The organism is Comamonas terrae, assembly GCF_001544075.1.
Taxonomy (GTDB): Bacteria; Pseudomonadota; Gammaproteobacteria; order Burkholderiales; family Burkholderiaceae_C; genus Comamonas; species Comamonas terrae.
In genome coordinates this window covers 380,092-404,409 of record NZ_BCNT01000005.1, presented here as the reverse complement: position 1 = coordinate 404,409, position 24,318 = coordinate 380,092, and the positions used below count along the sequence as shown (strand labels likewise).

Here is a 24,318-nt window from a genome sequence, read left to right as displayed (position 1 = left end):
GAGAATTTTCATTCCGGGGTTCCTTGCTGAAGAGTTAACGGAGCACGCCGGCCAGACGCTCTGCGATCAGTGCGTGGGCCTGCGCCATGATGGAGTCGATCAATTGCTGCACGGTGGGCACGTCGCGGATCAGGCCAGCGACCATGCCGCAGGACCAGGCGCCGGCCTCCATGTCGCCGTTTTGCATGATGCGCGGGTAGACGCCGGCCACCTCGGGCAGGATGTCCTCGAAGGTGATGGCCGGGCCCAGCTCGCGCTCCTTTTGCAGCAGGCGCTCGACGGCGCTGTTGGTCAGCACGCGCTCGGTGTTGCGCAGCGGGCGCATGACCAGGCGGGTATCGAGTTCGCTGGCCGCGACAATGGCCTGCTTGACGTTGTCGTGCACCGGCGCCTCCTGCGTGGCAATGAAGCGCGTGCCCATGTTCATGCCTTCGGCGCCCAGCGCCAGCGCGGCCACCAGCGAGCGGCCGTCGGCCATGCCGCCCGAGGCGACGAAGGGAATCTTGAGTTCTTCGGCGGCGCGCGGCAGCAGGATGAAGTTGGGGATGTCGTCCTCGCCCGGATGGCCGCCGCATTCGAAGCCGTCCACGCTGATGGCGTCGCAGCCGATGGCCTCGGCCTTGAGCGCATGGCGCACCGAGGTGCACTTGTGGATGACCTTGATGCCGGCCTCCTTGAGCGCGGGCATCCACTTTTGCGGGTTGTTGCCGGCCGTCTCGACGATCTTTACGCCGCCGTCGGTGATGGCCTTCACATAGCCCGGATAGTCGGGCGGATTGACCGAGGGCAGAAAGGTCAGGTTCACGCCGAAGGGCTTGTCGGTCATCTCGCGGCAGCGCGCGATTTCCCTGGCCAGCAGCTCGGGCGTGCGCTGCGTCAGGCCCGTGATGATGCCCAGACCGCCGGCGTTGGAAACCGCCGAGGCCAGCTCGGCCAGGCCGACATGGTGCATGCCGCCCTGGATGATGGGATGCTCGATGCCGAAGAGTTCGGTGATGCGTGTCTTCATGGAGGCTCCTCCAGTCATTGAATCAGCGGCTTATTCGGCCGCAATGCCTTTTTCGCGGATCAGCTGGCCCCACTTGGTGTAGTCCTGCCTGATGCGCGCGCCAAAGGCCGCCGGGTCCTCGAAGTGGGCAAAGGCACCCGAGCCGGCCATGCGCTCCTGCACCTGCTTGTCGGCCAGGATCTGCTTGACCTCGCCGGCCACGCGGTCGACCACGGCCTTGGGCGTGCCCGGAGGCGCGACGATGCCGCCCCAGGACACGGCCTCATAGCCCTTGAAGCCCTGCTCTGCCACGGTCTTGACCTCGGGCAGCGTGCCCACGCGCTGGGGCGAGCCCACGGCGATGGCGCGCAGCTTGCCGGACTGGATGTGGGGCAGCGCGGCGATCAGGTCGGAGAACATCACGGGCACCTGGCCGCCGATGGTGTCGGTGATGGCCGGGGCGCTGCCCTTGTAGGGCACGTGCTGCATGTCGAAGCCGCCCATCTGCTTGAGCAGCTCCATGCTGAGATGGCCGAAGCTGCCGTTGCCCGCGCTGGTGTAGTTCATCGGCGTCTTTTCGGCCTTGGCGTGCTGGATGAGCTTTTGCAGGTCCGTCACCTCGGGCAGCAGCTTGGGATTGACCACGATGACGATGGGCAGGTCGTAGAACATGGCCACGGGCACGAAGTCCCTGGCGCTGTCGTAGCCTGCCTTCTTGTACAGGTGCGGGGCCAGCAGCGTGGGCGTGGCCAGCGTCATCAGCGTATAGCCGTCATGCGCCCCCTTGATGACCTGGGCGGCTGCAATGGAGCCCGAGGCGCCGGGGCGGTTGTCCACCACCACGGTCTGGCCCAGGCGCTCGCCCAGCTTCTGGCCGACGATGCGCGAAGCCGTGTCGGTGGGTCCGCCCGCCGGGAACGGCACGACCAGCCGGACCAGCTTGTCGGGCCAGCCCGACTGCTGGGCCAGGACGCTGCCGGCCGCGCCCGCCAGCAGCGGGGCCGCAGCCATGGCCAGAACGGCGCGTCGTCGAAGATTGAGTTGGTGCATAAAGTCTCCTGTCATCTACAAACATCCCGGGCGCTGCGCATCGCCAAACCAGAGACGGCCAGCAAGAGCCGCCCCTCGGGGGAGAAACCGCGCAGCGGCTCAGGGGTCATCAATCCAATCTAGCGTCGGCCGCCTCCACCAGCGACTTCCAGATGGGCATGTCGCGCTGATAGTTCTCACGGAAGGCCGCGGGGCTGTTCATCATGGGCATGAAGCCGGCGCCGGCGATGCGCTCCAGCACCTTGGGGTCCTTGCCGATCTCGTGCAGATGGGCATAGAGCTGGTCCACGATCTCCCGCGGCGTTCCCGCGGGGGCGCCCATGGCCACCCAGCCGTAGATGGAGTACGCATCGTCGGTCACGCCCTGCTCGTGGATCGTGGGCAGCTTGGGCAGGATGTCCATGCGCTGCCTGCCGGTCACGCCGATGGCCTTGAGCCGGCCCGATTCGATGAAAGGCTTGGTGTTGAGCGCGCTGGAGAAGCACAGCTGCAGCTGGCCGCCGATCAGGTCCTGGATCATGGGCGCCTCGCCCTTGTAGGCCGAATGGGTCATGTCGGCGCCCATGGTCTTGCTCATGTAGGCACCGGCCAGGTGGGCATACGAGCCCACGCCCCAGGAGCCATAGGACAGCTTGCCCTTGTGGGCCTTCACATAAGCCAGCAGTTCCTTCATGTTGCTGGCCGGCACCGAGGGATGCACCACCAGCGTGACCGGCGCCGCCGCGATCTGGCTGACCAGGGCCAGGTCCTTTTGCGGGTTGTAGGGCAGCTTGGTGTAGAGGAACTGGTTGATCAGCATCGAGGTGCTGAGCGACAGCAGCAGCGTATGGCCGTCGGGCTGGGCCTTGGCCACGGCATCCGTGCCCAGGATGCCGGCGGCGCCGCCCTTGTTGTCGACCACCACGGGCTGTCCGGTGCGCCTGGCCAGCACCTCGCCCACGGTACGGGCAATGATGTCGGTGGCGCCGCCCGCATTGAAGGGCACGACCAGGCGGATGGGCTTGCTGGGCCAGGCCGGCCTGGCGGCCTGCGCGAGGGCGCTGCCGTCCAGAAGGCTGGCGCCGCCGATGGCGGCCAGGCCCTGCAGCATGTCGCGGCGCGTGATGGAATGGTTCATGGCTTGTCTCCTGTGTTGGGTTGCAGCCGCCGCCCTGCCGTCTTGGTGCGGCGTGGGGAGGCGAGGCGGGCTCAATGTCAGTCCTGGGGCAGGGTCAGCACGCCCTCGTCCTTGAGGGCCTGCAGCTGCGCGTCGCTCAGCGACAGGAGCTTTTGCAGCACCTCGCGCGTGCCCTCTCCCAGCGTGGGCGGCGCGTTGCGGATGGGCAGGCGCCGGCCGTCCAGGCGGTACGGCGGCGCGAACACCGGCGTGGTGCCGACCACGGGATGGGGCATGTCCTGCACCAGGCGGCCGCGCTGCGTGCGCTCGCTGGTCAGGGCCTCATGCAGGCCCGCCACCTTGCCGCAGGGAATGCCGGCGGCCGTCAGGCGCTCCAGCAGCACATCGCGCGGGAAGGAGCGGATCAGCTCCTTGAGCATGGGCGACAGCTCCAGTCGGTGCTTGGCGCGGTTCACATTGGTGGCGAAACGCTCGTCCTCGACGATGTCGGGGCGCTCTATGCACAGGCGGCAGAACTTGTCGAACTGGGCATTGTTGCCCACGGCAATGATCAGCGGGCCGTCGGCGGCCTCGTACATGCCGTAGGGCACGATGGACGGATGGGCGTTGCCGTAGCGCTCGGGGTCGCGGCCCAGCTGCAGCGCATCGAGCCCGTAGTAGCCCGTGATCGTGAGGCCGCAGTCGTACAGCGCCATCTCGATCAGGCGGCCCTTGCCCGTGCGCTCGCGGCGGAACAGCGCCGCCAGGATCGCCTGGGCCGCATACATGCCGGTCATCAGGTCGACCACGGCCACGCCGAACTTCAGCGGCGGCGTGTTGGCCTCGCCGTTGAGCGCCATCAGGCCGGCCTCGCCCTGGATCACCAGGTCGTAGCCTGGGCGCTTGGCCTCGGGCCCGCTGCTGTCGTAGCCGGCCACGGCGCAATAGACCAGGTCGGGCTTGATGGCCTTGAGCTGCTCGTAGCCCAGGCCCAGCTTCTCGGCGCCGCCGGTCTTGAAGTTGTGGATGACCACGTCGAACTGCGGCAGCAGCTCGTGGATGAGCTTCAGGCCCGCAGGGCTTTGCAGGTCGATGGTGATGGACCGCTTGTTGCGGTTCATGCTGTTGTAGTAGGTGGTCTCGGTCTTGCCGATGCGGATGCCCCAGTCGCGCGTGTCGTCGCCGCGGCCCGGATGTTCGACCTTGACCACCTCGGCACCGAAGTCGGCCAGCACCATGGCGCACATGGGCCCGGCAAAAACGCGCGAAAGATCGAGCACCCGCACTCCCTCCAGCGGAAAGTCGATGTCCTGGGTCGGCTCGGTGGTGGCCATGGCTTGTCTCCTTGAATTTCCGGAAATCGGCGCCTTGCGGCGCCATGCATGTCGAGCATCCCGGCCGCCTGGCGGCCGGGATGGCTGGCTCAACGGCGCAGCTGGGTGAAGTCGGGCGTGCGCTTTTCGAGGAAGGCGCCAATGCCTTCACGCGACTCTTCGGTCTCCTGCGCACGCACCATGTATTGCGCCTCCAGCTCCAGCTGCTCTTGCAGCGTGTTGCGTGGCGCCTGGCGGCACAGGTCCTTGATCCAGGCCATGGCCTGGCCGGGACCGCCGGCGAGCTGGCCGGCCAGCGCCACCGCATCGGCCAGCGCCTGGCCGGGCTCGGCCAGGCGGTTGACCGGGCCCAGCGCATGCAGGCGCTCGCCGCTGATGCGCTCGCCGGTCAGGCACAGCTCGGTCAGCAGCTGGCGCGAGACGAACTCGGCCAGGAAGGCCGTGGCGCCGCCATCGGGCGTCAGGCCCACCTTGACATAGGCCACCGAAAACACGGCATTCTTCGCAGCTACCAGCATGTCGCAGGCCAGCGCCAGCGACAGGCCGGCGCCCGCGGCCGCGCCCTCGACGGCGGCGATCACCGGCTTGGGGCATTCGCGCACGCTGCGGATCAGGTCGTGCAGGCCTTCGAGCTTGGCGCGGCGTTCCTGCACCGGCAGTTCGCGGCGCCTGGCCAGCTGGCGCAGGTCGCCGCCCGCGCAGAAGTGGCCGCCCTCGCCCGTGAGCACGATGGCGCCGACCGCCGGATCGGCGGCCGCATCGCGCAGCGCCGCCGTCACGGCCGCATAGAACTCGGGCGACAGCGCATTGCGCGCCGCCACGTTGTTGTTGGACAGGACCAGCACGGCGCCTTCGCGGCGCGTCAGCAGGGCTTGGCTCACATTCGTTCTCCTCAAGGTCCGTTCTTCCCTCAGCGCTCAAACCTGCGCGGCCCCCACGGCGGACGGCCGGCAAGGGCCGTCCCGCAGCAAAGGCCGCCGTCCCCCTCTTTTCACGGGGATGATCTCAGCGACTCGGGGGGAACTTCAATTTTTCTGGTTCAGCGCGATATAGCGCGCCAAGTGGTGGTCCTCGTCGCCGAACTGGTGGTCGATCATCACCAGGCGCTTGGCATAGTGGGCCAGCGGCAGCTCCCAGGTCATGCCGATGCCGCCATGCATCTGGATGCTTTCCTCGGCCACCAGCGTGCCGATGCGGCCGATGCTGTACTTGGCGGCAGCCAGCGCCTTCTCGCGCGCCAGCACGTCCTCCTCGTCGATGGCGGCAGCGGCGTTGATCACGGCCGAGCGCGCCTGCTCGACCTCGAGCAGCAGATCGGCCATGCGGTGCTGCAGGGCCTGGAAGGTACCGATCGCCACGCCGAACTGCTTGCGCGTGCGCAGGTATTCCAGCGTCTGGTCCTTGGCCACGTCCATGGCGCCCACGGCCTCCGCGGCCAGCGCCAGCACGCCGTAGCCGGCGATGCGCTCGAGCACGCCATGGCCCAGGCCCTCGGCCGAGAGCAGCGCATCGGCGCCCACGCGCACCTGGTTGAAGCGCAGCTCGGCAGCGCGGCCGCCTTCGATGCGGTTGTAGCCGCGCCTGGCAATGCCGGGGGCGTCGCCGGGCACCAGGAACAGGCTGATGCCCTGCGTGTCGAACTGGCTTCCCGAGGTGCGGGCCGAGACCAGCAGCAGGTCGGCTTTCTCGCCGAAGGCCACCACGCCCTTGGCGCCGTCGATCACCCAGCCGTCGCCTTCGCGCTTTGCCGTGGTGGACACGTTGTTCAGCTCGTAATGGCTGCCCGGCTCGTCATGCGCCAGCGCCGCCACCGTGGTGCCGGCGATGATGCCTTCGAGCTTTTGCTGCTGCGCATCGCTGCCGGCCTGCACCAGGGCCTGGCCCACGACCAGCGCACCCAGCAGGGGCTCGGCCACCAGGCCGCGGCCCAGGCATTCGAAGATCACGCTGATGTCGAAACCCTTGCCGCCAAAGCCGCCCACGTCCTCGGGGAACAGCGCGCCGATGGCTCCCAGCTCGGCGAACTGGGCATACAGCTGCGGGCTGTGGCCTTCGGCGCCATAGGCCAGCTGGTTGCGCGCCTCGATGGCGTACTGCTCGGAGACAAAGCGGTTGAGGCTGTCCGCCAGCATGCGGCGGTCTTCGGTGTGTTCGAAGTTCATATTCCGTTTCCTTGCCGGATCAGAGGCCCAGGATCATCTTGGAGATGATGTTCTTCTGGATTTCGTTGGAGCCGCCGAAGATGGACAGCTTGCGGTAGTTGAAATAGGAGGCGGCGGCCGATGCGGCAGCCTCGTCGCCGATGGCGGGCTCGCTGTAGCCGGCGTGCAGCGCTTCCTCGATGAAGGGCGCGGCGTAGGGCCCCATGGCGCGGCGCGTCAGCGACAGCAGCTCCTGACGGATTTCCGTGCCCTTGATCTTGAGCATGGAGCTTTCGGCACCGGGCACCCCGCCGCCGGCCACGGCGGCGATCACGCGCAGGTTGGTGGTCTTCATGTTCTCCAGGTCGATCTCGACCTTGGCCAGGCGCGCCGCGAACAGCGGGTCCTGCGACAGGGGCTTGCCGTTGCACTGCACGCGGTCGGCCACCACCTTGAGCTTTTCCAGGCCGGCCACCGAGAAGCCCACGCCCGCGATGTTGGTGCGCTCGTAGGTCAGCAGGTACTTGGCATAGGTCCAGCCCTTGTTCTCCTCGCCCACCAGGTTCTCGACAGGCACCTTCACATCGGTGAAGAACACCTCGTTGACCTCGTGCTCGCCGTCCAGCGTGATGATGGGGCGCACTTCCACGCCGGGCGTGTTCATGTCGATCAGCAGGAAGCTGATGCCGGCCTGGGCCTTGACTTCCTTGTTGGTGCGCACCAGGCAGAAGATCATGTTGGCGTGGTGGCCCAGCGTGGTCCAGGTCTTCTGGCCGTTGACGATGTAGTGGTCGCCGTCGCGTACCGCCGTGGTCTTGACCGAGGCCAGGTCCGAGCCCGAACCCGGCTCCGAATAGCCCTGGCACCACCAGTCGGCGCCGTTGAGGATGCGCGGCAGCCAGTAGTTCTTCTGCTGCTCGTTGCCGTACTTGATCAGCACCGGGCCCAGCATGGACAGGCCGAACGGCACGATGCGCGGCGTGCCGGCCAGCGCGCATTCGTGCTCGAAGATGAATTTCTGCACCGCGCTCCAGCCCGGGCCGCCGTACTGCTCGGGCCAGTGGTTGGCCAGCCAGCCGCGCTCGTTGAGGATGGCGTGCCAGCGCTCCATGTCCTGCTTGGTCAGGCGCAGGCCGTTCTTGACCTTGTGGGCCAGCTCCTCGGGCAGCTTGTCCTTGAGGAAGGCCCGCACTTCGTCGCGGAAGGCCAGTTCTTCGGTCGTAAATTGCAAATCCATTGCTATTCCTCAGTAATCCATGGCGTCATGCGCCTTCGCCTCCAAACCGGAGCGGCCCCGCCCCGCTGCGAGGCTCTCGCCCCATCCCGGGGGAAGGCGCGCAGCGATCAGGGGGTATCAGAAAATCTCGAACAGGCCCGCAGCACCCATGCCGCCGGCGATGCACATGGTCACCACGCCCCACTTCACCGACGGGTCCTTGGCCTTGCGGCGCTGGCCTTCGAGCAGGATGTGGCCGGCCAGGCGCGCGCCCGTCATGCCGAAGGGGTGGCCGATGGAGATGGCGCCGCCGTTGACGTTCAGGCGCTCGTTGGGGATGCCCAGCTTGCGCTGGCAGTACAGGGCCTGCGAGGCGAAGGCTTCGTTGAGTTCCCAGAGATCGATGTCCTCGACCTTGAGGCCGTGGCGCGCCAGCAGCTTAGGCACCGCGAACACCGGGCCGATGCCCATTTCGTCGGGCTCGCAGCCGGCCACGGCAAAGCCGCGGAAGGCGCCCAGGGGCTGGAGACCCAGGCGTTCGGCCTGCTTGGCCTCCATCAGCACGCAGGCCGAGGAGCCGTCCGAAAGCTGCGAAGCATTGCCGGCCGTGATGAAGTTGCCTTCGCCCTTGACGGGCTCCAGCTTGAGCAGGCCTTCGAGCGTGGTCGAGGGACGGTTGCAGTTGTCCTTGGTGGCCACCACCTCGCGGTAGGTGATTTCGCCGGTGTCCTTGTTTTTCTCGGCCATGCGCGTGGCGCAGGCGATGATCTCGTCCTTGAACAGGTCGGCGGCCTGGGCCGCGGCCGTGCGCTGCTGGCTTTGCAGCGAGAAGGCGTCCTGGTCCTCGCGGCTGATGCCATAGCGCTTGGCCACGATGTCGGCCGTGTCGATCATGGCCATGTACAGCTCGGGCTTGTGCTCGACCAGCCACGGGTCCATGTCGGTGGGCAGGTTGTTGCCGGCGCGGATGCCGGAGATGGTCTCCACGCCGCCGGCGATCATGGCGTCCACGCCCTCGGCCACGATGCGGCCCGCCGCCACGGCGATGGACTGCAGGCCCGAGGCGCAGTAGCGCGTGATGGTGGTGCCGGCAATCGACAGCGGCAGCTCGGCGCGCAGCACGGCCTGGCGGCCGAGGTTGCGGCCCTGGAAGCCGTCGGGGTTGCCGCAGCCCAGGACCAGGTCCTCGATCAGGGCCGGGTCGATGCCCGAGCGCTCGACCGCGGCCTTGACCGAGAAGGCCGCCAGCTGGGCGGCGGGCGTGATGTTGAACTCGCCGCGGTGCGACTTGGTCAGGGGCGTGCGGGCGGTGGAAACGATGACGGCTTCGCGCATTTTCGGTCCTTGTCTCTTGAAAGTTTCTTCTGCTTTTTTGATAGCTGCCTGCGCATTGTTCATAAGGGAAACAGATATTTTTCTATCCAATTCCCTTTTCCATCAAGCGAAGGCAGCTCCTGTTTTTTCTTCCCTTTTCAGGGAAAACCGGCCCTGGCTCAGGCAGCGCTCTTGTTGAGGCTGTCGAAGTCGCGGCCCTCGGCGACCAGCTTTTCCAGCAGGGGCGCGGGCTTCCAGAACAGCGCGTCTTCCTTGGCGAATTCGCGGATGTCGGCCAGCACCTTGGGAAGGCCCGTCATGTCGGCCCACTTCATGGGGCCGCCACGGAAGCGCGGGAAGCCGTAGCCGGACAGGAAGGTCACGTCGATGTCCAGCGGACGCAGGGCGATGCCCTCTTCCAGCACCTTGGCGCCTTCGTTGACCATGGCGGCCATGTAGCGGCGCATGATCTCGTCGGCCGTGAACTTGCGCGGCGTGATGCCCTTCTTGGCGCGCTCGGCGTCGACGATGGCCAGCACCTCGGGGTCGGGCTGGCCCACGCGGGCGCCCTGCGGGTACAGGTAAAAGCCGCGGCCCGTCTTCTGGCCGAACCAGCCGCGCTCGCAGATGCGGTCGGCGATCTCCACATAGCGCGCCTTGGGGTCGCGCGTGGCGGCGCGGCGCTTGCGCGTGGCCCAGCCGATGTCGCCGCCGGCCAGGTCGGTGACCTGGAACGGGCCCATGGGGTAGCCGAAGCCGCGCACGGCCTCGTCGATCTCGTAGGGCGAAGCACCGTCTTCCATGATGTAGTCGGCGGCCTGCTTGTACACGGCCAGGATGCGGTTGCCGATGAAGCCGTCGCACACGCCGGCGCGCACGGGCACCTTCTTCATCTTCTTGGCCAGCTCGAAGGCCGTGGTCACCACATCGGGCGCGACCTTGGCGGGCACCACGATCTCCAGCAGCTTCATGATGTTGGCCGGGCTGAAGAAGTGCAGGCCGATCACGTCCTGCGGGCGCGAGGTGGCGGCGGCGATGGCGTCGATGTCCAGGTACGAGGTGTTGGTGGCCAGCACGGCACCGCGCTTGCAGACGCGGTCCAGTTCCTTGAACACGGCCTTCTTGACCTCGATGTCCTCGAACACGGCCTCGATCACCAGGTCCACGTCCCGGATGTCGTCATAGGAGGTGCTGGGGGTGTAGCGGGCCATGATGGCGGCCTTGGCCTCCTCGGTCATGCGGCCCTTGGCGATCAGGCCGTTGTAGACCTTTTCCACATTGGCCTGGCCGCGGGCGATGGATTCGGCATCGCGCTCGATCATGGTCACCGTCAGGCCGGCGTCCAGGGCCGAGACCGTGATGCCCGCGCCCATGGTGCCGCCGCCGATCACGGCGATCCTGGAGAAATGGCGCGGCTGGGCCGCCTTGGCCTCGGGAATCTTGGCGGTCTCGCGCTCGGCGAAGAAGGCATGGATCAGGCCCGCGCGCTGGGGGCTGGCCAGGCATTCCATGAACGATGCGCGTTCCTGGGCCAGGCCCTGGTCGAAGGGCAGCTCCACGGCGGCGCGCACGCACTCCACGATCTTCAGCGGCGAGAACAGGCCGCGGCTCTTCTTGGCGGTCTCGGCGGCCAGCGCGTCGAGTTCGGCCAGCGCGGCCGGCTTGTCGGCGATCTCGATGTCGCGCGTGCGGCGCGGCTTGGCGCCCTGCGCCAGCAGCTCCTGCACATAGGCCAGGCCCGTGGCCACGGGATCCTCGCCCTCGGCCAGCTTGTCCACCAGGCCGGCGGCCTGGGCGGCCTTGGCCGACAGGTGCTTGCCGCTGAGCATGAGGTCGGCGGCGGCCTTCACGCCCATCAGGCGCGGCGCGCGCTGCGTGCCGCCGGCGCCGGGCAGCAGGCCCAGGCTGACTTCGGGCAGGCCCAGCTTGGCAGCGGGCAGTGCCACGCGGTAGTGGGCCGACAGGGCCACTTCCAGGCCGCCGCCCAGGGCCGCGCCGTGGATGGAGGCGACCACGAGCTTGTTCGAGGCTTCGATGCGGTTGCAGACTTCGGGCAGCGACGGCGGCTGGGGTGTCTTGCCGAATTCGCGGATGTCGGCGCCCGCAATGAAGGCCTTGCCCTCGCCCACGATCAGCACGGCGCGCGCGCCGGCGTCGGTATCGGCCTGCTCGATGGCGGCCAGCAGGCCGGCACGCACGGCCTGGCCCAGGGCATTGACGGGAGGGTTGTTGATGCTCACCACCAGCACATCGCCGTCACGGCGGGTCTGGACCACGGGGGCCTCGGCTGCAGAACTCATGCGCTTGTCTCCGGTTAACTCGTCACAGGAAGCACCCATTCTTATTCCGATAATGGGTCTTTACAATCCATAGCCAGATTGACAGAGCGTCAAGTAATTTTGAACAAAGGAGGCCGCGGTGGATTTGAATGCGCTGACGCTGCTGGTGGAAATCATCGACAGCGGCAACCTGAGCCAGGCGGCGCGCAAACTCAAGATGACGCGCGCCAACGTGAGCTACCACCTGACGCAGCTGGAAAAATCCGTGGGCGTGCAGCTGGTCAAGCGCACCACGCGCCGCGTGGAGCCCACCGAGGTGGGCCTGCGCCTGTACGAGCACGGGCGCACCATCCAGAACGAGATGCAGGCCGCGCGCGAGACCGTCACCTCGCTGGGCCAGGGCCTGCAGGGGCGCGTGGGCATCAGCGTGCCCAGCGGCTACGGCCAGATCGTGATGAGCGACTGGCTGATCGAGTTCAAGCGCCTGTATCCGGGCATCGTGCTGGACGTGCTGTTCGAGAACCGTGCCGACAATCTGCGCGACGAGGTGGACATCGCCATCCGCGTGATCCAGGAGCCGCCGCTGTCGGTGATCGCGCGCAGCCTGGGCAACGTGCGCTATGTGGCCTGCGCCTCGCGCGAATATGCCCGGCAGCACGGCCTGCCGGCCACGCTCTACGATCTGCGCAACAGCCCGCTGATCACGGCCGGCGTGGTGGGCCGCCAGCTGCGGCTGTCCGCCTACCAGGGCATGGAGCGGCAGGAAGTGCTGCTGGAGCCGACCATGATCTCCGAGCACTTCCCGTTCCTGCGCCAGGGCATTCTCGCGGGCCTGGGCGTGGGCCTGGTGCCCGACTACGTGGTGCAGGACAAGGTGGCCAGCGGCGAGGTGCTGACCACGCTGGAGGAATACCGGCTGAGCATCTTCGGCACGCACATGTACCTGCTGTACCTGCCCAACCGCCACCAGACGCGGGCCGTGCGCACCTGCATCGACTTCCTGCTCGAGAAGGCCGGCAGCAAGCCGGCACCTCCCGAAAGTTAGTGTCTAGAAAAAAGCAAACACCCCAAACTGGCGTGGCCTAAGCCAGAGACGCCGAGCAAGAGCCGCCTCGCGGCGGGGGCGCCTAGCTGAAGGCGTCGTCCCCCTCAAAGGGAAGCCGCAAAGCGGCTCATGGGGAGCCTTACCTAGGCCCCCAGTGGCCGCCCCGGCCATACCAGCCGCGCGGACCATGGTTCCATCCGCCGGGATGCCAGCCGTAGCCGGGGCGCGGCGGCATGGCCCAGCGGCCCGGGTTCCAGCGGTAGCCGCCGCCCGACCAGCCCCAGGAGCCGCCGATCCAGACATAGGCCGGCGACGGCGCCACCGGGATCACCTCGGCCTGCAGCGGCGGCGGAGCCATGGGCGCATACACATCGCCCGCGATGGTGGTGTCGTACCCGTAGGCCGGATAGGCCGGCGCCACCACGCAGCCGGCAAGCGCGGCGCAGGCGCCTGCCAGGGCCACTGCAGGCAGAAAGCGGCGGAACCCCACCGAAGAAGACGATTGCATGACAACTCCTTGAAAGCGCTTCGGCGCCCCTGCTGCTTCAACGAAAAAGCCCCTGCCGGTTGTTGACAGGGGCTTGTGAAGCGGACGTAAAGATCGGCCGCAGCCGTTTACAAATCGGGGCGCTCAGTGGGCGTTTTGCAGTGCAGCAATGCGCTCCTCGATCGGCGGGTGCGTGGAAAACAGCTTGCCGATGTTGCCCGTGATGCCCATGGCCGCCACGCTCTTGGGCAGTTCGCCCGGGTGCATGCCGCCCAGGCGCGCCAGCGCATTCATCATGGGCTGCTTGCGGCCCATGAGGCGGGCGGCGCCGGCATCGGCGCGGAATTCGCGCTGGCGCGAGAACCAGGCCACGATGATGGCGGCCAGGAAGCCCAGCACGATGTCGAGCACGATGGTGGTCACGTAGTAGCCGATGCCCGGGCCCGAGCTGTTCTCGTCGTTCTTGCGCAGAAAGCTGTCCACGGCGTAGCCGATCACGCGCGACAGGAAGACCACGAAGGTGTTCATCACGCCCTGGATCAGCGTCATGGTCACCATGTCGCCGTTGGCGATGTGGGCCACCTCGTGGCCGATCACGGCCTCGACTTCCTCGCGCGTCATGCCTTCGAGCAGGCCGGTGGACACGGCCACCAGGGCCGAGTTCTTGAATGCGCCCGTGGCAAAGGCATTGGGCTCGCCTTCGTAGATGCCGACCTCTGGCATGCCGATGCCGGCCTTTTCGGCAAAGCCGCGCACGGTGTTGACAATCCAGGCCTCGTCGGCGTTGCGCGGCTCGTTGATCACGTGCACGCCCGAGGTCCATTTGGCCATGGGCTTGGAGATCAGCAGCGAGATGATGGCGCCGCCAAAGCCCATCACGAAGGCAAACCCCAGCAGGGAGCCCAGGTTCAGGCCATTGGCGGTGAGATAGCGGTTGACGCCCAGCAGGCTGGCGACAATGCCCAGCACCGCCACCACGGCGATGTTGGTCAACAGGAACAGAGCGATACGTTTCATCAGGGGTGTACTCCACACAGGGGGACGGGAATGCCGGAATGCGCTGGCATGGCGCCGGGCGCGGGCCTTGCGGGCCGGACGCCGCCCGCTCCGGGCTCAGGCAGGCTGTACCGTTTGTTGTGCTGCTTGTGTGGTACGCGGAGCCCGGAAAACAAGAGAGTCATCATAGAAGGAAAAGTTCTCGTTTTCCGGCCACCAGCCCGGGATTCCGAGCACGGGCAATGGTAGATAGGGCTTGGCCGCCAGATTGCAAGCCCCGGCATGGGCGCTCGCGCTCAGCCACGCGTCCAGGGCCGCGCCCTCTTGCGGCACGCCGGCCGCCTCACGGGCCACGCAGATCACATGCGCGGTGATGGGCTTGCGCGGCGCCACCAGCTTTTCCAGCAGCGCGTGGCCGATCGGCAGCACGCACGCCTGCGCCCAAAGCGGCCGCAGCTCCACAAACAGCGCGTGCCAGCGCCGATGCCGGAGTGCCTCGCAAAGCCGCTGCGGCGCCAGCAGCAGTGCGCCGTTCTCGTCGAGCACGGTGATCGCATCGCGCAGCGGCCCCCGCTGCGCCCCGACGCCCTGCTGCACGATGGCCGCGGCCTGCATGGCGTTCAGGTGCTGCTTGAGCACGGGCCAGTGCAGCCAGATCAGGCCGTTGAAGAAGTCATGCAGGTTGTCGCGCGTGGGAATGCGGCGCTCGGCCCGGATGAAGGCTTCATACGCCTGGCCGGGCGGCAGGGCGCCTTGCGGCACGAACTCCCAGCCTGCCAGCAGGCCCCGTGCATCCGCCACCTGCTGCAGCGCCCGGGCCACGCCGTGACCCTGCCGCACCAGTGCATCGGCCTGCTGCCCCAGGGCGCGCACGCCGGCCAGCCAGGGTGCCGACCAGTCGATCTGCCAGATGCCCGCCATTCAATTGCCCGAACGGGCCCTGGCCGCCCGCTTGTCGCGCACCGCCACGCGCGACGTGCCTTCGTCGCGCAGGTCGAAGGCCTGGGTCGCGGCCAGCAGCTTGGTCAGCGTCGCATAGCCATAGTTGCGCGCATCGAAGGAGGCCTTGTTGCCGATCTGCGTGCCGACCGCGCCCACGCGGGCCCAGCCGTCCTCGTCCTGGGTGGCGTTCACGGCCGAGCGCAGCAGGTTCATGAGGCGGGTGTCCTGGCGCAGCTGATTGCGCGGCACGCGCAGGCAGGAGCCTTCCACGGGACCGACGGCCACGCAGGTGGCGGCGGGCTTGTCCCCCGGGCCGGCGGGTGGCGCGCCATTGCCGCCTCCCTGCTGCGGCGCTGCGCCGGCCGCGGCCACGGGCTTGGCCACAGCGGCAACGGCTTCCGCCGCGGACTCCAGCACGGCGTCTTCGCCCAGGGCCTCGAGGTACAGAAAGCGCGAGCAGGCGTTGACGAAGGGCTTGGGCGTCTGCGCCGCCCCGAATCCGTAGACGGCAGCGCCCTTGAAGCGCAGATGCATGACCAGCGGCGTGAAGTCGGCATCCGAGGAGACGATGCCGAAGGCATCGGGCTTCTCGGTGTAGAGCAGCTCCATGGCATCCACCGTCATGGCCATGTCGGTGGCGTTCTTGTGCTTGGAGTAGTCGAACTGCTGCATGGGCCGCAGCGCATATTCGAGCAGCTTGTTCTGCCAGCCGATCAGCGCATGCTTGGTCCAGTTGCCATAGACGCGGCGGATGTCGATCACGCCGAAGGTGGAGAGCTCGGTGAGGATCTCGTCGATCTTCTCGGCCGGCGCGTTGTCGGCATCGATCAACAGGGCAATGCGGGGCTGCAGCTCGGCCATGGACTCTCCTGTGCAAGGGTGTCGAAGCGGCGCCTGAGCAGGAAGGGCCTGCCCGCGCCGCAGCGAGCTTACACCAGCTTCCAGGGCAGGGCTTCGCCGGCGCGCAGGGGCTTGAGCTCGGCCTCGCCGAAGGCAAAGCTGTCGGGCGGCGTCCAGCTTTCGCGCACCAGCGTGATCTTGCCGGTATTGCGCGGCAGGCTGTAGAAGTCGGGGCCGTTGAAGCTGGCAAAGGCTTCGAGCCTGTCCAGCGCACCGGCCTTGTCGAAGACTTCGGCATACATCTCGATGGCCGCATGGGCGCTGTAGCAGCCCGCGCAGCCCGTGGCATGCTCCTTGAGGTGGGCCGCATGCGGGGCGCTGTCCGTGCCCAGGAAGAACTTGGCCGAGCCGCCGGTGGCCGCCTCGACCAGGGCCAGGCGGTGGGTTTCGCGCTTGAGCACGGGCAGGCAGTAGTAGTGCGGGCGGATGCCGCCCGTGAAGATGGCGTTGCGGTTGAACAGCAGGTGCTGGGGCGTGATGGTGGCGCCGACGAAGCGGTCCGCCTCGCTCACGTACTGCGCGGCTTCCCGGGTCGTGATGTGCTCGAACACGATCTTGAGCTCGGGAAAATCGCGGCGCAGCGGAATCAGCTGCTGGTCGATGAAGGCCGCCTCGCGGTCGAACAGGTCGATCTCGCTGCTGGTCACCTCGCCGTGCACCAGCAGCAGCAGGCCCTCGCGCTGCATGGCTTCCAGTGTCGGGTAGATCTTGCGGATGTCGGTCACGCCATGGTCGCTGTTGGTCGTGGCGCCGGCCGGATACAGCTTGCAGGCCACGATGCCGGCCGCCTTGGCGCGCACGATTTCCTCGGGCGGCAGCCTGTCGGTCAGGTACAGCGTCATCAGGGGCTCGAAGCTCAGCCCTTCGGGCACGGCGGCCAGGATGCGCTGCTTGTACTCCAGCGCCTGCCCGGTGGTGGTGACCGGCGGCTTGAGGTTGGGCATGATGATGGCGCGCGCGAACTGCGCGGCCGTGTGCGGCACCACGGAGCGCATGGCTTCGCCATCGCGCACGTGCAGGTGCCAGTCGTCGGGACGGGTGATCGTGAGGGTCTGGGTCATGCCGACATTGTCACACCATGTACATCGGCCACCGCCACCATCCCCAATGCTCCATTCTGCCCCGCGCGAAAAACCATAGCTACCAGCGCTTTCCACATCTGGATTCAAAGGGTAAAAGTCCTAAGAATCCAACCAAGGAGGAAACGCCATGCCAGTTCCTCAAATCCAGTCGTCCGCGCAGGTGCAGACCGACTTTCTGAGCGCCAGCGATGCGGCGCGCCTAGTGGCCCATGTGGGCATCGTGGAAGTGCTGCGCCTCGTGGCCGAGGCCGTCGAGGCCGACTACGGCCGCTGGCAGGACTTCGACAAGTCCGCGCGCACGGCCGCGCATTCGGACCGGGGCGTGATCGAGCTCATGCCCGTGGCCGACACGCGCGACTATGCGTTCAAGTACGTCAACGGCCATCCCCTCAACCCCCTGCAAGGCCTTCCCACCGTGATGGCTTTTGGCGCCCTGGCCGACGTGGCTACCGGCATGCCGCGCTTCGTCAGCGAACTGACGCTGACCACGGCGCTGCGCACCGCCGCCACCTCGGCCATGGCAGCGCGCCGGCTGGCCCGCAGTGGCAGCCGCAGCATGGCATTGATCGGCAACGGCTCGCAGGGCGAGTTCCAGGCGCTGGCCTTCATGGCGCTGCTCGGGGTGCGCGAGCTGCGCCTGTTCGACATCGACCCCGCCGCATCGCAAAAGCTGGTACGCAATCTGCAACCCTTTTTGCCGCAGTTCGGCGCCACAATGGTCCTGGCTGCCAGCGTGCAGGACGCGGTGCGGGGCGCGGATATCGTGACCACGGCCACGGCCGACAAGACCCGGGCCGTCGTCATGGCCGGCGATCTGGCCGAGCCCGGCATGCACATCAATGCCGTGGGCGGCGACTGCCCGGGCAAGACCGAGCTCGATGCCGGCTTGCTGCAGCGTGCCCGGGTCTTTGTCGAATACGAGCCGCAGACGCGCATCGAAGGCGAGCTGCAGCAGATGCCGGCCGGCTTCGCGGTCACCGAGCTGTGGCGCGTGATCCAGGGCCTGGCCCCGGGCCGCAGCTCGCCGCAGCAGATCACGCTGTTCGACAGCGTGGGCTTTGCGCTCGAGGACTATTCGGCCCTGCGCACCATGCACGCCCTGGCGCGCCGCACGGGTCTGCTGTCGCAGATCGAGCTCGTGCCCGCGCTGGCCGATCCCAAGGACCTGTTCGCCATGGTGCTGCAGGCCCGGGCCGGCCAGGTTGTCCCCCTCAACGAACGCAAGACCGCATGACCATGGAACCAAACGACCACTCCGCTTCTGAAACCGCCCGCATCCAGGCCACGCTGATCGGCATTCCGACCGACGTGGGCGCCTCGCGCCTGGGCGCGGCCATGGGACCGGACGCGCTGCGCGTGGCCCAGCTGGCGCCGGCGCTCGAACGGCTGGGCGTGGCCGTGCATGATCTCGGCAACCTCGCCGGCCCGCCCAATCCGCGCAACGAGCGCGACACCGAAGGCATGCGCAACCTGGCCGAATGCCTGGACTGGACCCAGCTCGCGCACGACGCGGTGCTGCAGGTGCTGCAGCAGGACCGCCTGCCCATCATGATGGGCGGCGACCACATGCTGGCCGCCGGCTCCATCAGCGCCGTGGCACGCCACTGCCGCGCCACGGGCAGGCGCCTGCGCGTGCTGTGGCTGGACGCGCACTCGGACTGCAACACGCCGCAGAGCTCGCCCACCGGCAACATGCACGGCATGCCGGTCGCCAGCCTGTGCGGGCTGGGCCCGGCGGCGCTGGCCGCGCTGTCGGGCGCCACGCCGGCGCTGCCGGCCTCGGCGTTCTGCCAGATCGGCCTGCGCAGCGTGGATGAAAGCGAAAAGCGCATGATCGACGAGCTGGGGCTGGAGGTCTACGACATGCGCGCCATCGACGAGCTGGGCATGCGCGAAGTGATGCGCCGCGCGCTCACGGGGCTGAGCGGCCCGGGCAGCAGCGACGTGCACCTGCACCTGAGCTTCGACGTGGATTTTCTCGATCCCGACATCGCCCCCGGCACCGGCACGCCGGTGCGCGGCGGCCCCAACTACCGGGAGGCGCAGCTGTGCATGGAGATGATTGCAGACACCGGCCGCCTGGCCTCGCTGGATATCGTGGAGCTCAATCCCGCGCTTGATGTGCGCAACCAGACCGCGGAACTCGTGGTGGACCTGGTGCAGAGCCTGTTCGGCCAGAGCACGCTGATGCGCCCGGTTGCAGGCGCCGTGCAGTGCTGAGCCTCAGCCGCTGCGCAGCGGCCGCCCTTCGGCCACGCGGCGCAGCGCATCGAGGTCCTGGACGGTGATGCGCCCGTAGGCCGCATCGATCACGCCGCTGTGCGCCAGCACGCGCAGCTCCTTGTTCACGGTCTGGCGCGACATGGCCAGCATGGCTGCCAGGTCGCTTTGCGAGATGCGCAGGCTCAGCGCAGATCCGCCCTCGACCGCCTGGCCATGGGCCAGGGCCAGCTGCACCAGCGCATCGGCCACATGGTTGGCGGTATGGCCCAGCGCACGCCGCTGCTGCGTCGCGATCTGCTCGTGCAGGCGCGACAGCATCAGCATGCAGACATCGCGCCACAGCAAGGGATGGGCATCCAGTATGGCCAGCAGCGGATCGCCGGGCAGAAACACGATCGTCGTGCCCTCGTGGGCCTGGAAGTCGTAGACAAAGCGGATGTTCTTGAGCAACCGCACCAGGCTCACGATCTCGCCGGGGCCGTGCATGGACAGCACGAAGCGCACGCCGGATGCATCCACCCCCTCCACCTCGAGCCGGCCCGAGGCCACCACCAGCACTTCGCGCCGCGCACGGTCTCCCACCATGATGGGCGTGCGCTTGTCATAGCGTCCCAGCCGCGCAATGGCGGCCAGTTCGTCCAGCACGTCGTCGGGCCAGCCGCTCATCATCCGGCACATGCCCAGCGCACGCCGTATCAGGGCCACGGAATCGGCTTCGGGAGGAGGTTTGCGGGACATGGGGGCTAGGGCTGAAAACCGTCTCCGGGTTAGTCCCCGGCTCGTGTTACGTCAATTGTCAAAGCCTTGACAGAGCACCGGCCGGGCAGCTGCGGATAGTAGCAGTCACACCGCAGCACAAGGCCGTGTGCCGGTGCAAAAAGCACAACCGCAGGAGACATATTCGTGAAGCACAAGCAATGGCTGGCGGCCGCTGGCTGGGCCGCCCTGGGAAGTTCTGCCTGGGCCCAGAGCAGCGTGGAAATCTTCGGCGTCATGGACGTCCACCTCAACAGCGCCAAGTCGGGCCCCACACGGCTGACGCGCCTGGAGGACGGCGGCAGCGCCGCCTCGCGCCTGGGTTTTCGCGGCCGGGAGGATCTCGGCGGTGGCATGTATGCCCGCTTCCTGCTCGAAGCCGGCGTCTCGGCAGACACCGGCCTGGGCACCATTCCCGGCCCTGGCTTTGCGTTCACGCGCCAGTCCTACCTGGGACTGGTCGCTCCCTGGGGCCAGGTCGATCTGGGCCGCATGTACACCCCCATGTTCAACGCCCTGTTCCGCTCCGACCCGTTCGGCATGAACTCGCTGTTCACGACCCTCAACCTGGGCTACGCGACCGATGCCCAGCCCGGCCTGAGCATGTTCGCGCCACGCGCCAACAACATGCTGCGCTACCGCACGCCCGACGCCTCGCCGCTGCTCGTGGACCTGGCCTACGCCTTCGGCGAAACGCCCTCCCCCAACAGCAACAACGGCCAGATCTACGGCGGCACCGTCGCCTGGAACCACAAGGACTTCTTCATCGGCTACAGCTTCCAGAACGCCGTGGCCGGCAGCCCCGCGGCGCCCGTCGCTTCGCCCCGCACCAGCCGCTTCCAGACCCTGGTCGGCAGCTGGCAGGCCCTGCCCACGCTGCGCCTGGGTGCCAGCTACAGCTCCGCCAGCGTCAACCAGCCCGGCACGCGCGACTCCCACCTCGCCCAGGTCGGCGCCACCTGGAACGTCGCCTCCAACGACCGGCTGCTGTTTTCCGTGGCGCGCCGCAGCGTCGAAGGATCCGACCGCAAGCAGACGGCCTGGACGCTGGGCTACGACCATGACCTGAGCAAGCGCACCATGCTGTATGCGCGCTGGCTGCAGTCGAGCAATGCGGGAGGCTCGGGCGTGAGCATCGCCAACGTGCCCGTGATCGCCAACAGCGGCAACGGCGTGCGCTCCGTGGCCCTGGGCGTGCGCCACAACTTCTGATGGAAACGCAGATGCAGGAATCTCCGGACTTCGACTTCGCCGGGCTCGACGCCCTGTTTGCGCCCCGCTCGATTGCCATCGTCGGCGCCACCGATTCGGTGGAGCGCATCGGCGGCATTCCGCTCGACTATCTGCTGCGCTTCGGCTACACGGGCCGGCTGCATGCGGTCAACCCGCGTGCCGCCACGGTGCAGGGCCTGCCTGCGCATGCCCGGCTGACCGATATCGGCGAGCCCGTGGACCTGGCCATCGTGGCCGTGCCGCAGGCCCATGTGGCCGCCGTGCTCGAGGATGCGGCCGCGGCCCGCGTGCGCTCCATGGTGCTGTTTTCCTCCGGCTTTGCCGAGATAGGCGCCGAGGGCGCGGCCGCCCAGCAGGCCCTGCAAAAACGCGCCCGCGAGGCCGGCATACGCCTCATAGGCCCCAACTGCCTGGGCTTCATGCGGCCCGGACACCAGACCTATGCCACGTTCTCGCCCGCGCCCAACGCGGGCCGGGTCCGGCCCGGGCGCATCGGCCTGGTCAGCCAGTCGGGCGCCTTCGGTGCGTATGCCTACAGCCTGGCGCGCGAGCGCGGCCTAGGCCTGTCGCTGTGGGCGACCACCGGCAACGAGGCCGACGTGCAGCTGGCCGACGGCCTGGCCTGGCTGGCGCGGGACCCGGAGACCGATGTCATCATGGCCTACATGGAAGGCTGCCGCGACGGCGAGCGGCTGCGCGCGGCGCTGGCCCTGGCGCGCGAGCGCGGCAAGCCGGTGGTCATGTTCAAGGTGGGCACCAGCGAACTCGGCGCCGCGGCCGCGGCCTCGCATACCGCCTCGCTGGCCGGCAACGACGCCGTCTATGACGCCGTGTTCCGCCGCTATGGCGTGCTGCGGGCCCATACCATCAGCGATTTCTTCGCGCTGGCGGCCAGCGCGGCCATCGCGCCCCGTCCGCGCGACCGCTCCATCGGCATTCTCACCGTCTCGGGCGGCGTGGGCGCCCTGATGGCCGACGATGCCAGCGCTGCGGGGCTGGACGTGCAGGCCCTGTCCGAAGCCGCCCAGCGCCAGCTGCGCGAATGGGTGCCCTTTGCCGCGCCGCGCAATCCCGTGGACATCACGGGCCAGGTCACCAACGACATCTCGCTGCTGGAGCGCAGCGCCGAGCTGATGATGCAGGACAGGAACTTTGCCAGCTGGCTGGGCTTCTTTGCCGCCGGCGGCCTGTCCGATGCATTCTGGGCCGTGCTGCGCGCCCTGGTGGAGAAGCTGCGCGCCGCCCACCCCGACACGCTGCTGGCCATCTGCACGCTGTGCTCCGACGCGCGCCGCGCCGAGCTGGAGGCGCTGGGCTGCCTGGTGTTCTCCGACCCCAGTGCGGCCATACGCTGCATTGGCGCTCTGGCTTCGCTTTCTCCTCCTGCCGGGCAAGGCGGCGCCGCGCCAACACCGGCAGCAGCGGCCGGGCCGGCGGTGCGCCTTGCGCCGGGCGGGCTGTCCGAGGCGCAAAGCATGGCGCTGCTGGCCGAGGCCGGCGTGCCCGTGGTGCCCCACCAGCGGGTGCAGACGGCGCAGCAGGCAGCCGATGCGGTCCAGGCTCTGGGCGGAGCGATTGCCCTGAAGGTGGCAAGCGCCGATATCGCGCACAAGTCCGAAGCCGGCGGCGTGGCCCTGGACCTGCGCACCGCAGGCGATGCACGCGCGGCCTTCGAGCGGATCGTGGCCCGCGCGCGCCAGGCATGCCCCGGCGCGCGCCTGGAAGGCGCGCTGGCGGCCCGCATGGTGCACGGTGGCGTGGAATGCATCGCGGGCGTGCACCGCGATCCGGTCTTCGGCCCGGTGCTGATGTTCGGCCTGGGCGGCATCCATGTCGAGATCCTGCGCGATGTCTCCCTGCGCGTGCTGCCCGTCACGCGGGAAGACGCGCTGGCCATGGTGCAGGAGCTGCGCACCTTTCCCATCCTGGCCGGTGCGCGTGGCAAGCCGCCCGTGGACCTGCAGTCGCTGGCCGATGCGCTGTGCGCGCTGGCCGGCTTTGCCGAGCGCGCCGGCGACACGCTGGCCAGCGCGGAGATCAATCCGCTGATCGCCCGCCCCCGCGACCAGGGCGGCTGCCTGGCGGTCGATGCGCTGGTGATAGGCACGCCCGCCGCCACCGCTGCCGCCACTGCCTGTACGGCGGCGGCATGACGCCTGCGCCGCTTTTCTGTCTTTTGCACGGAGGAACCGCATGACCCGTCCGAACACCTTCTCCCGGCGCGCCTGCCTGCTGCAACTGGCCAGCCTGGCCCCCGCACTGGCCCTGCCAGCGGGCGCGGCCCGCGCCCAGGAGGGCTACCCCAGCAAGCCACTGCGCATCATCGTGCAGTTCGCCGCCGGCGGCTCCGCCGACATCCTGGCGCGCACGCTGGGCGACGGCCTGTCCCGGCGCCTGGGTCAGCCCGTCATCGTGGAAAACCGCAGCGGCGCCGGCGGCATCATCGGCACCGACCATGTGGCCAAGAGCGCCCCCGACGGCTACACGCTGCTGCTGACCGTGCCCGGCCCGATCGCGGCCAACCTCGTGCTCTACAAGAAGCTGCCCTACGACCCGCGCACCGACCTGCGCATGGTCTCCGACATCGCGGGCCAGCGCACCGTCATGGTGGTGCACTCGTCGGTGCCGGCCAGGACGTTTGCCGAGCTGATAGAGCTAGCGCGCCAGGCGCCCGGCAAATACGCCATGGGCTCCTGGGGCCCGGGCACCCAGCCGCACCAGATACAGGCCTTCATGGAGCGCAAATACGGCGTGCAGGTGCTGCACGCCGCCTACAAGGGCGAGAGCCCCATGGTCTCGGATCTGGTCAGCGGCATGATCCAGATGACCTCGGGCTCCATCGCCGCGCTCAAGCCCTATATCGATGCAGGCAAGGTGCGCGCGCTGGCCGTGCCCGGCACCACCCGCGCATCCGCGCTGCCGCAGGTGCCCACCTTCGCCGAGCAGGGCTTCAAGGACGATGTCTACACCTTCATGGCGCCGACTTCACTGATGGTGCCGGCCAAAACGCCCGATGCCATCGTCGAGCGCCTGGGCCAGGAGGTCGCCCTGGTGGTCAGGCAGCCCGAGATGCTGCGCCGCCTGCAGGAAATGGGCGCCGACCCCATCGGCAATACGCCGGCCCAGGCGGCTGCCGCCTACCGCGCCTATCTGCCTGTTGCCATCGCGCTCACCCAGTCCACGGGCGTGCAGCCGAACTGAAGCCTTGCGCCTTTCCCCCCCTTCTTTCCAAAGGT

21 protein-coding genes are annotated in these 24,318 nt (G+C 68.2%); 6 read left to right on the top strand and 15 right to left on the bottom strand.

All coding sequences use genetic code 11. From position 1 onward, the window contains the following. Positions 1 to 34: 34 nt before the first annotated feature. The 9 genes from Cte04_RS10270 to Cte04_RS10230 form a co-directional block, all read right to left on the bottom strand. Positions 35 to 1,009: an NAD(P)H-dependent flavin oxidoreductase gene (locus Cte04_RS10270; protein WP_066476127.1), complete on the bottom strand. Its 975-nt coding sequence runs from the start codon at positions 1,007 to 1,009 to the stop codon at positions 35 to 37. 30 nt (positions 1,010 to 1,039) lie between these two features. Continuing rightward, entirely contained in the window at positions 1,040 to 2,038 is a 999-nt protein-coding gene (locus tag Cte04_RS10265) for a Bug family tripartite tricarboxylate transporter substrate binding protein (protein ID WP_066476125.1), read from the bottom strand. A 109-nt stretch (positions 2,039 to 2,147) separates the two neighbouring features. Beyond that, positions 2,148 to 3,155, bottom strand: coding sequence for a Bug family tripartite tricarboxylate transporter substrate binding protein (locus tag Cte04_RS10260; RefSeq protein WP_066476123.1), 1,008 nt, complete (start codon positions 3,153 to 3,155; stop codon positions 2,148 to 2,150). A 77-nt stretch (positions 3,156 to 3,232) separates the two neighbouring features. Continuing rightward, the gene (locus Cte04_RS10255; protein WP_066476121.1) at positions 3,233 to 4,468 is read right to left on the bottom strand and encodes a CaiB/BaiF CoA transferase family protein; all 1,236 of its coding nucleotides are present in this window, start codon (positions 4,466 to 4,468) and stop codon (positions 3,233 to 3,235) included. A gap of 89 nt (positions 4,469 to 4,557) precedes the next feature. Then, positions 4,558 to 5,349 carry an oxepin-CoA hydrolase, alternative type gene (locus Cte04_RS10250; protein ID WP_066476119.1) on the bottom strand — a complete coding sequence of 264 codons (792 nt, stop codon included), beginning with the start codon at positions 5,347 to 5,349 and terminating at the stop codon, positions 4,558 to 4,560. Between the two features lie 144 nt (positions 5,350 to 5,493). Next, complete coding sequence (locus Cte04_RS10245; protein ID WP_066476116.1) at positions 5,494 to 6,630, bottom strand: acyl-CoA dehydrogenase family protein; 1,137 nt, start codon at positions 6,628 to 6,630, stop codon at positions 5,494 to 5,496. A gap of 19 nt (positions 6,631 to 6,649) precedes the next feature. Continuing rightward, entirely contained in the window at positions 6,650 to 7,846 is a 1,197-nt protein-coding gene (locus Cte04_RS10240; protein WP_066476114.1) for an acyl-CoA dehydrogenase family protein, read from the bottom strand. A gap of 117 nt (positions 7,847 to 7,963) precedes the next feature. Further along, on the bottom strand, positions 7,964 to 9,160 hold the full coding sequence (locus tag Cte04_RS10235) for an acetyl-CoA C-acyltransferase (RefSeq protein ID WP_066476110.1): 1,197 nt from the start codon (positions 9,158 to 9,160) through the stop codon (positions 7,964 to 7,966). Between the two features lie 158 nt (positions 9,161 to 9,318). Next, entirely contained in the window at positions 9,319 to 11,439 is a 2,121-nt protein-coding gene (locus Cte04_RS10230) for a 3-hydroxyacyl-CoA dehydrogenase NAD-binding domain-containing protein (RefSeq protein WP_066476109.1), read from the bottom strand. 118 nt (positions 11,440 to 11,557) lie between these two features. Between Cte04_RS10230 and Cte04_RS10225 the strand changes: the two genes are divergently transcribed. Continuing rightward, complete coding sequence (locus Cte04_RS10225; RefSeq protein ID WP_066476108.1) at positions 11,558 to 12,463, top strand: LysR family transcriptional regulator; 906 nt, start codon at positions 11,558 to 11,560, stop codon at positions 12,461 to 12,463. 139 nt (positions 12,464 to 12,602) lie between these two features. On the opposite strand, the gene Cte04_RS10220 is transcribed toward Cte04_RS10225, so the two are convergent. The 5 genes from Cte04_RS10220 to pyrC form a co-directional block, all read right to left on the bottom strand. Further along, positions 12,603 to 12,971 (bottom strand): YXWGXW repeat-containing protein, encoded by a 369-nt coding sequence (locus tag Cte04_RS10220; RefSeq protein WP_066476105.1) that lies wholly within the window; start codon positions 12,969 to 12,971, stop codon positions 12,603 to 12,605. A gap of 123 nt (positions 12,972 to 13,094) precedes the next feature. After that, positions 13,095 to 13,967, bottom strand: a complete 873-nt coding sequence (htpX, locus tag Cte04_RS10215; RefSeq protein ID WP_066476102.1) for a protease HtpX — start codon at positions 13,965 to 13,967, stop codon at positions 13,095 to 13,097. 96 nt (positions 13,968 to 14,063) lie between these two features. After that, entirely contained in the window at positions 14,064 to 14,867 is an 804-nt protein-coding gene (locus tag Cte04_RS10210) for a DUF3025 domain-containing protein (protein ID WP_066476099.1), read from the bottom strand. Beyond that, a complete protein-coding gene (locus Cte04_RS10205; protein WP_066476095.1) occupies positions 14,868 to 15,749 on the bottom strand; it encodes an NYN domain-containing protein in 882 nt (293 codons plus the stop codon). It lies immediately after the preceding gene. A gap of 68 nt (positions 15,750 to 15,817) precedes the next feature. Then, complete coding sequence (pyrC, locus tag Cte04_RS10200) at positions 15,818 to 16,849, bottom strand: dihydroorotase (protein WP_066476092.1); 1,032 nt, start codon at positions 16,847 to 16,849, stop codon at positions 15,818 to 15,820. Positions 16,850 to 16,997: 148 nt separating this feature from the next. Between pyrC and ocd the strand changes: the two genes are divergently transcribed. Both ocd and rocF read left to right on the top strand, forming a co-directional pair. Further along, the gene (gene ocd / locus Cte04_RS10195) at positions 16,998 to 18,104 is read left to right on the top strand and encodes an ornithine cyclodeaminase (protein ID WP_066476089.1); all 1,107 of its coding nucleotides are present in this window, start codon (positions 16,998 to 17,000) and stop codon (positions 18,102 to 18,104) included. Then, positions 18,101 to 19,090 (top strand): arginase, encoded by a 990-nt coding sequence (rocF, locus tag Cte04_RS10190; protein ID WP_245633340.1) that lies wholly within the window; start codon positions 18,101 to 18,103, stop codon positions 19,088 to 19,090. The genes ocd and rocF overlap by 4 nt, the downstream gene beginning before the upstream one ends. Before the next feature lie 3 nt (positions 19,091 to 19,093). Here the strand turns inward: rocF and Cte04_RS10185 are convergent, their stop codons facing one another. Continuing rightward, complete coding sequence (locus Cte04_RS10185) at positions 19,094 to 19,831, bottom strand: Crp/Fnr family transcriptional regulator (protein ID WP_066476086.1); 738 nt, start codon at positions 19,829 to 19,831, stop codon at positions 19,094 to 19,096. Between the two features lie 165 nt (positions 19,832 to 19,996). On the opposite strand from Cte04_RS10185, the gene Cte04_RS10180 reads away from it, so the two are divergent. From Cte04_RS10180 to Cte04_RS10170, 3 genes are read left to right on the top strand one after another with little or no spacing between them, the layout of a single operon-like run. Then, a complete protein-coding gene (locus Cte04_RS10180; protein WP_066476083.1) occupies positions 19,997 to 21,061 on the top strand; it encodes a porin in 1,065 nt (354 codons plus the stop codon). A gap of 11 nt (positions 21,062 to 21,072) precedes the next feature. Then, positions 21,073 to 23,235: an acetate--CoA ligase family protein gene (locus tag Cte04_RS10175; protein WP_066476241.1), complete on the top strand. Its 2,163-nt coding sequence runs from the start codon at positions 21,073 to 21,075 to the stop codon at positions 23,233 to 23,235. Positions 23,236 to 23,275: 40 nt separating this feature from the next. Further along, the gene (locus Cte04_RS10170; protein WP_066476076.1) at positions 23,276 to 24,283 is read left to right on the top strand and encodes a Bug family tripartite tricarboxylate transporter substrate binding protein; all 1,008 of its coding nucleotides are present in this window, start codon (positions 23,276 to 23,278) and stop codon (positions 24,281 to 24,283) included. Positions 24,284 to 24,318: the final 35 nt, after the last annotated feature.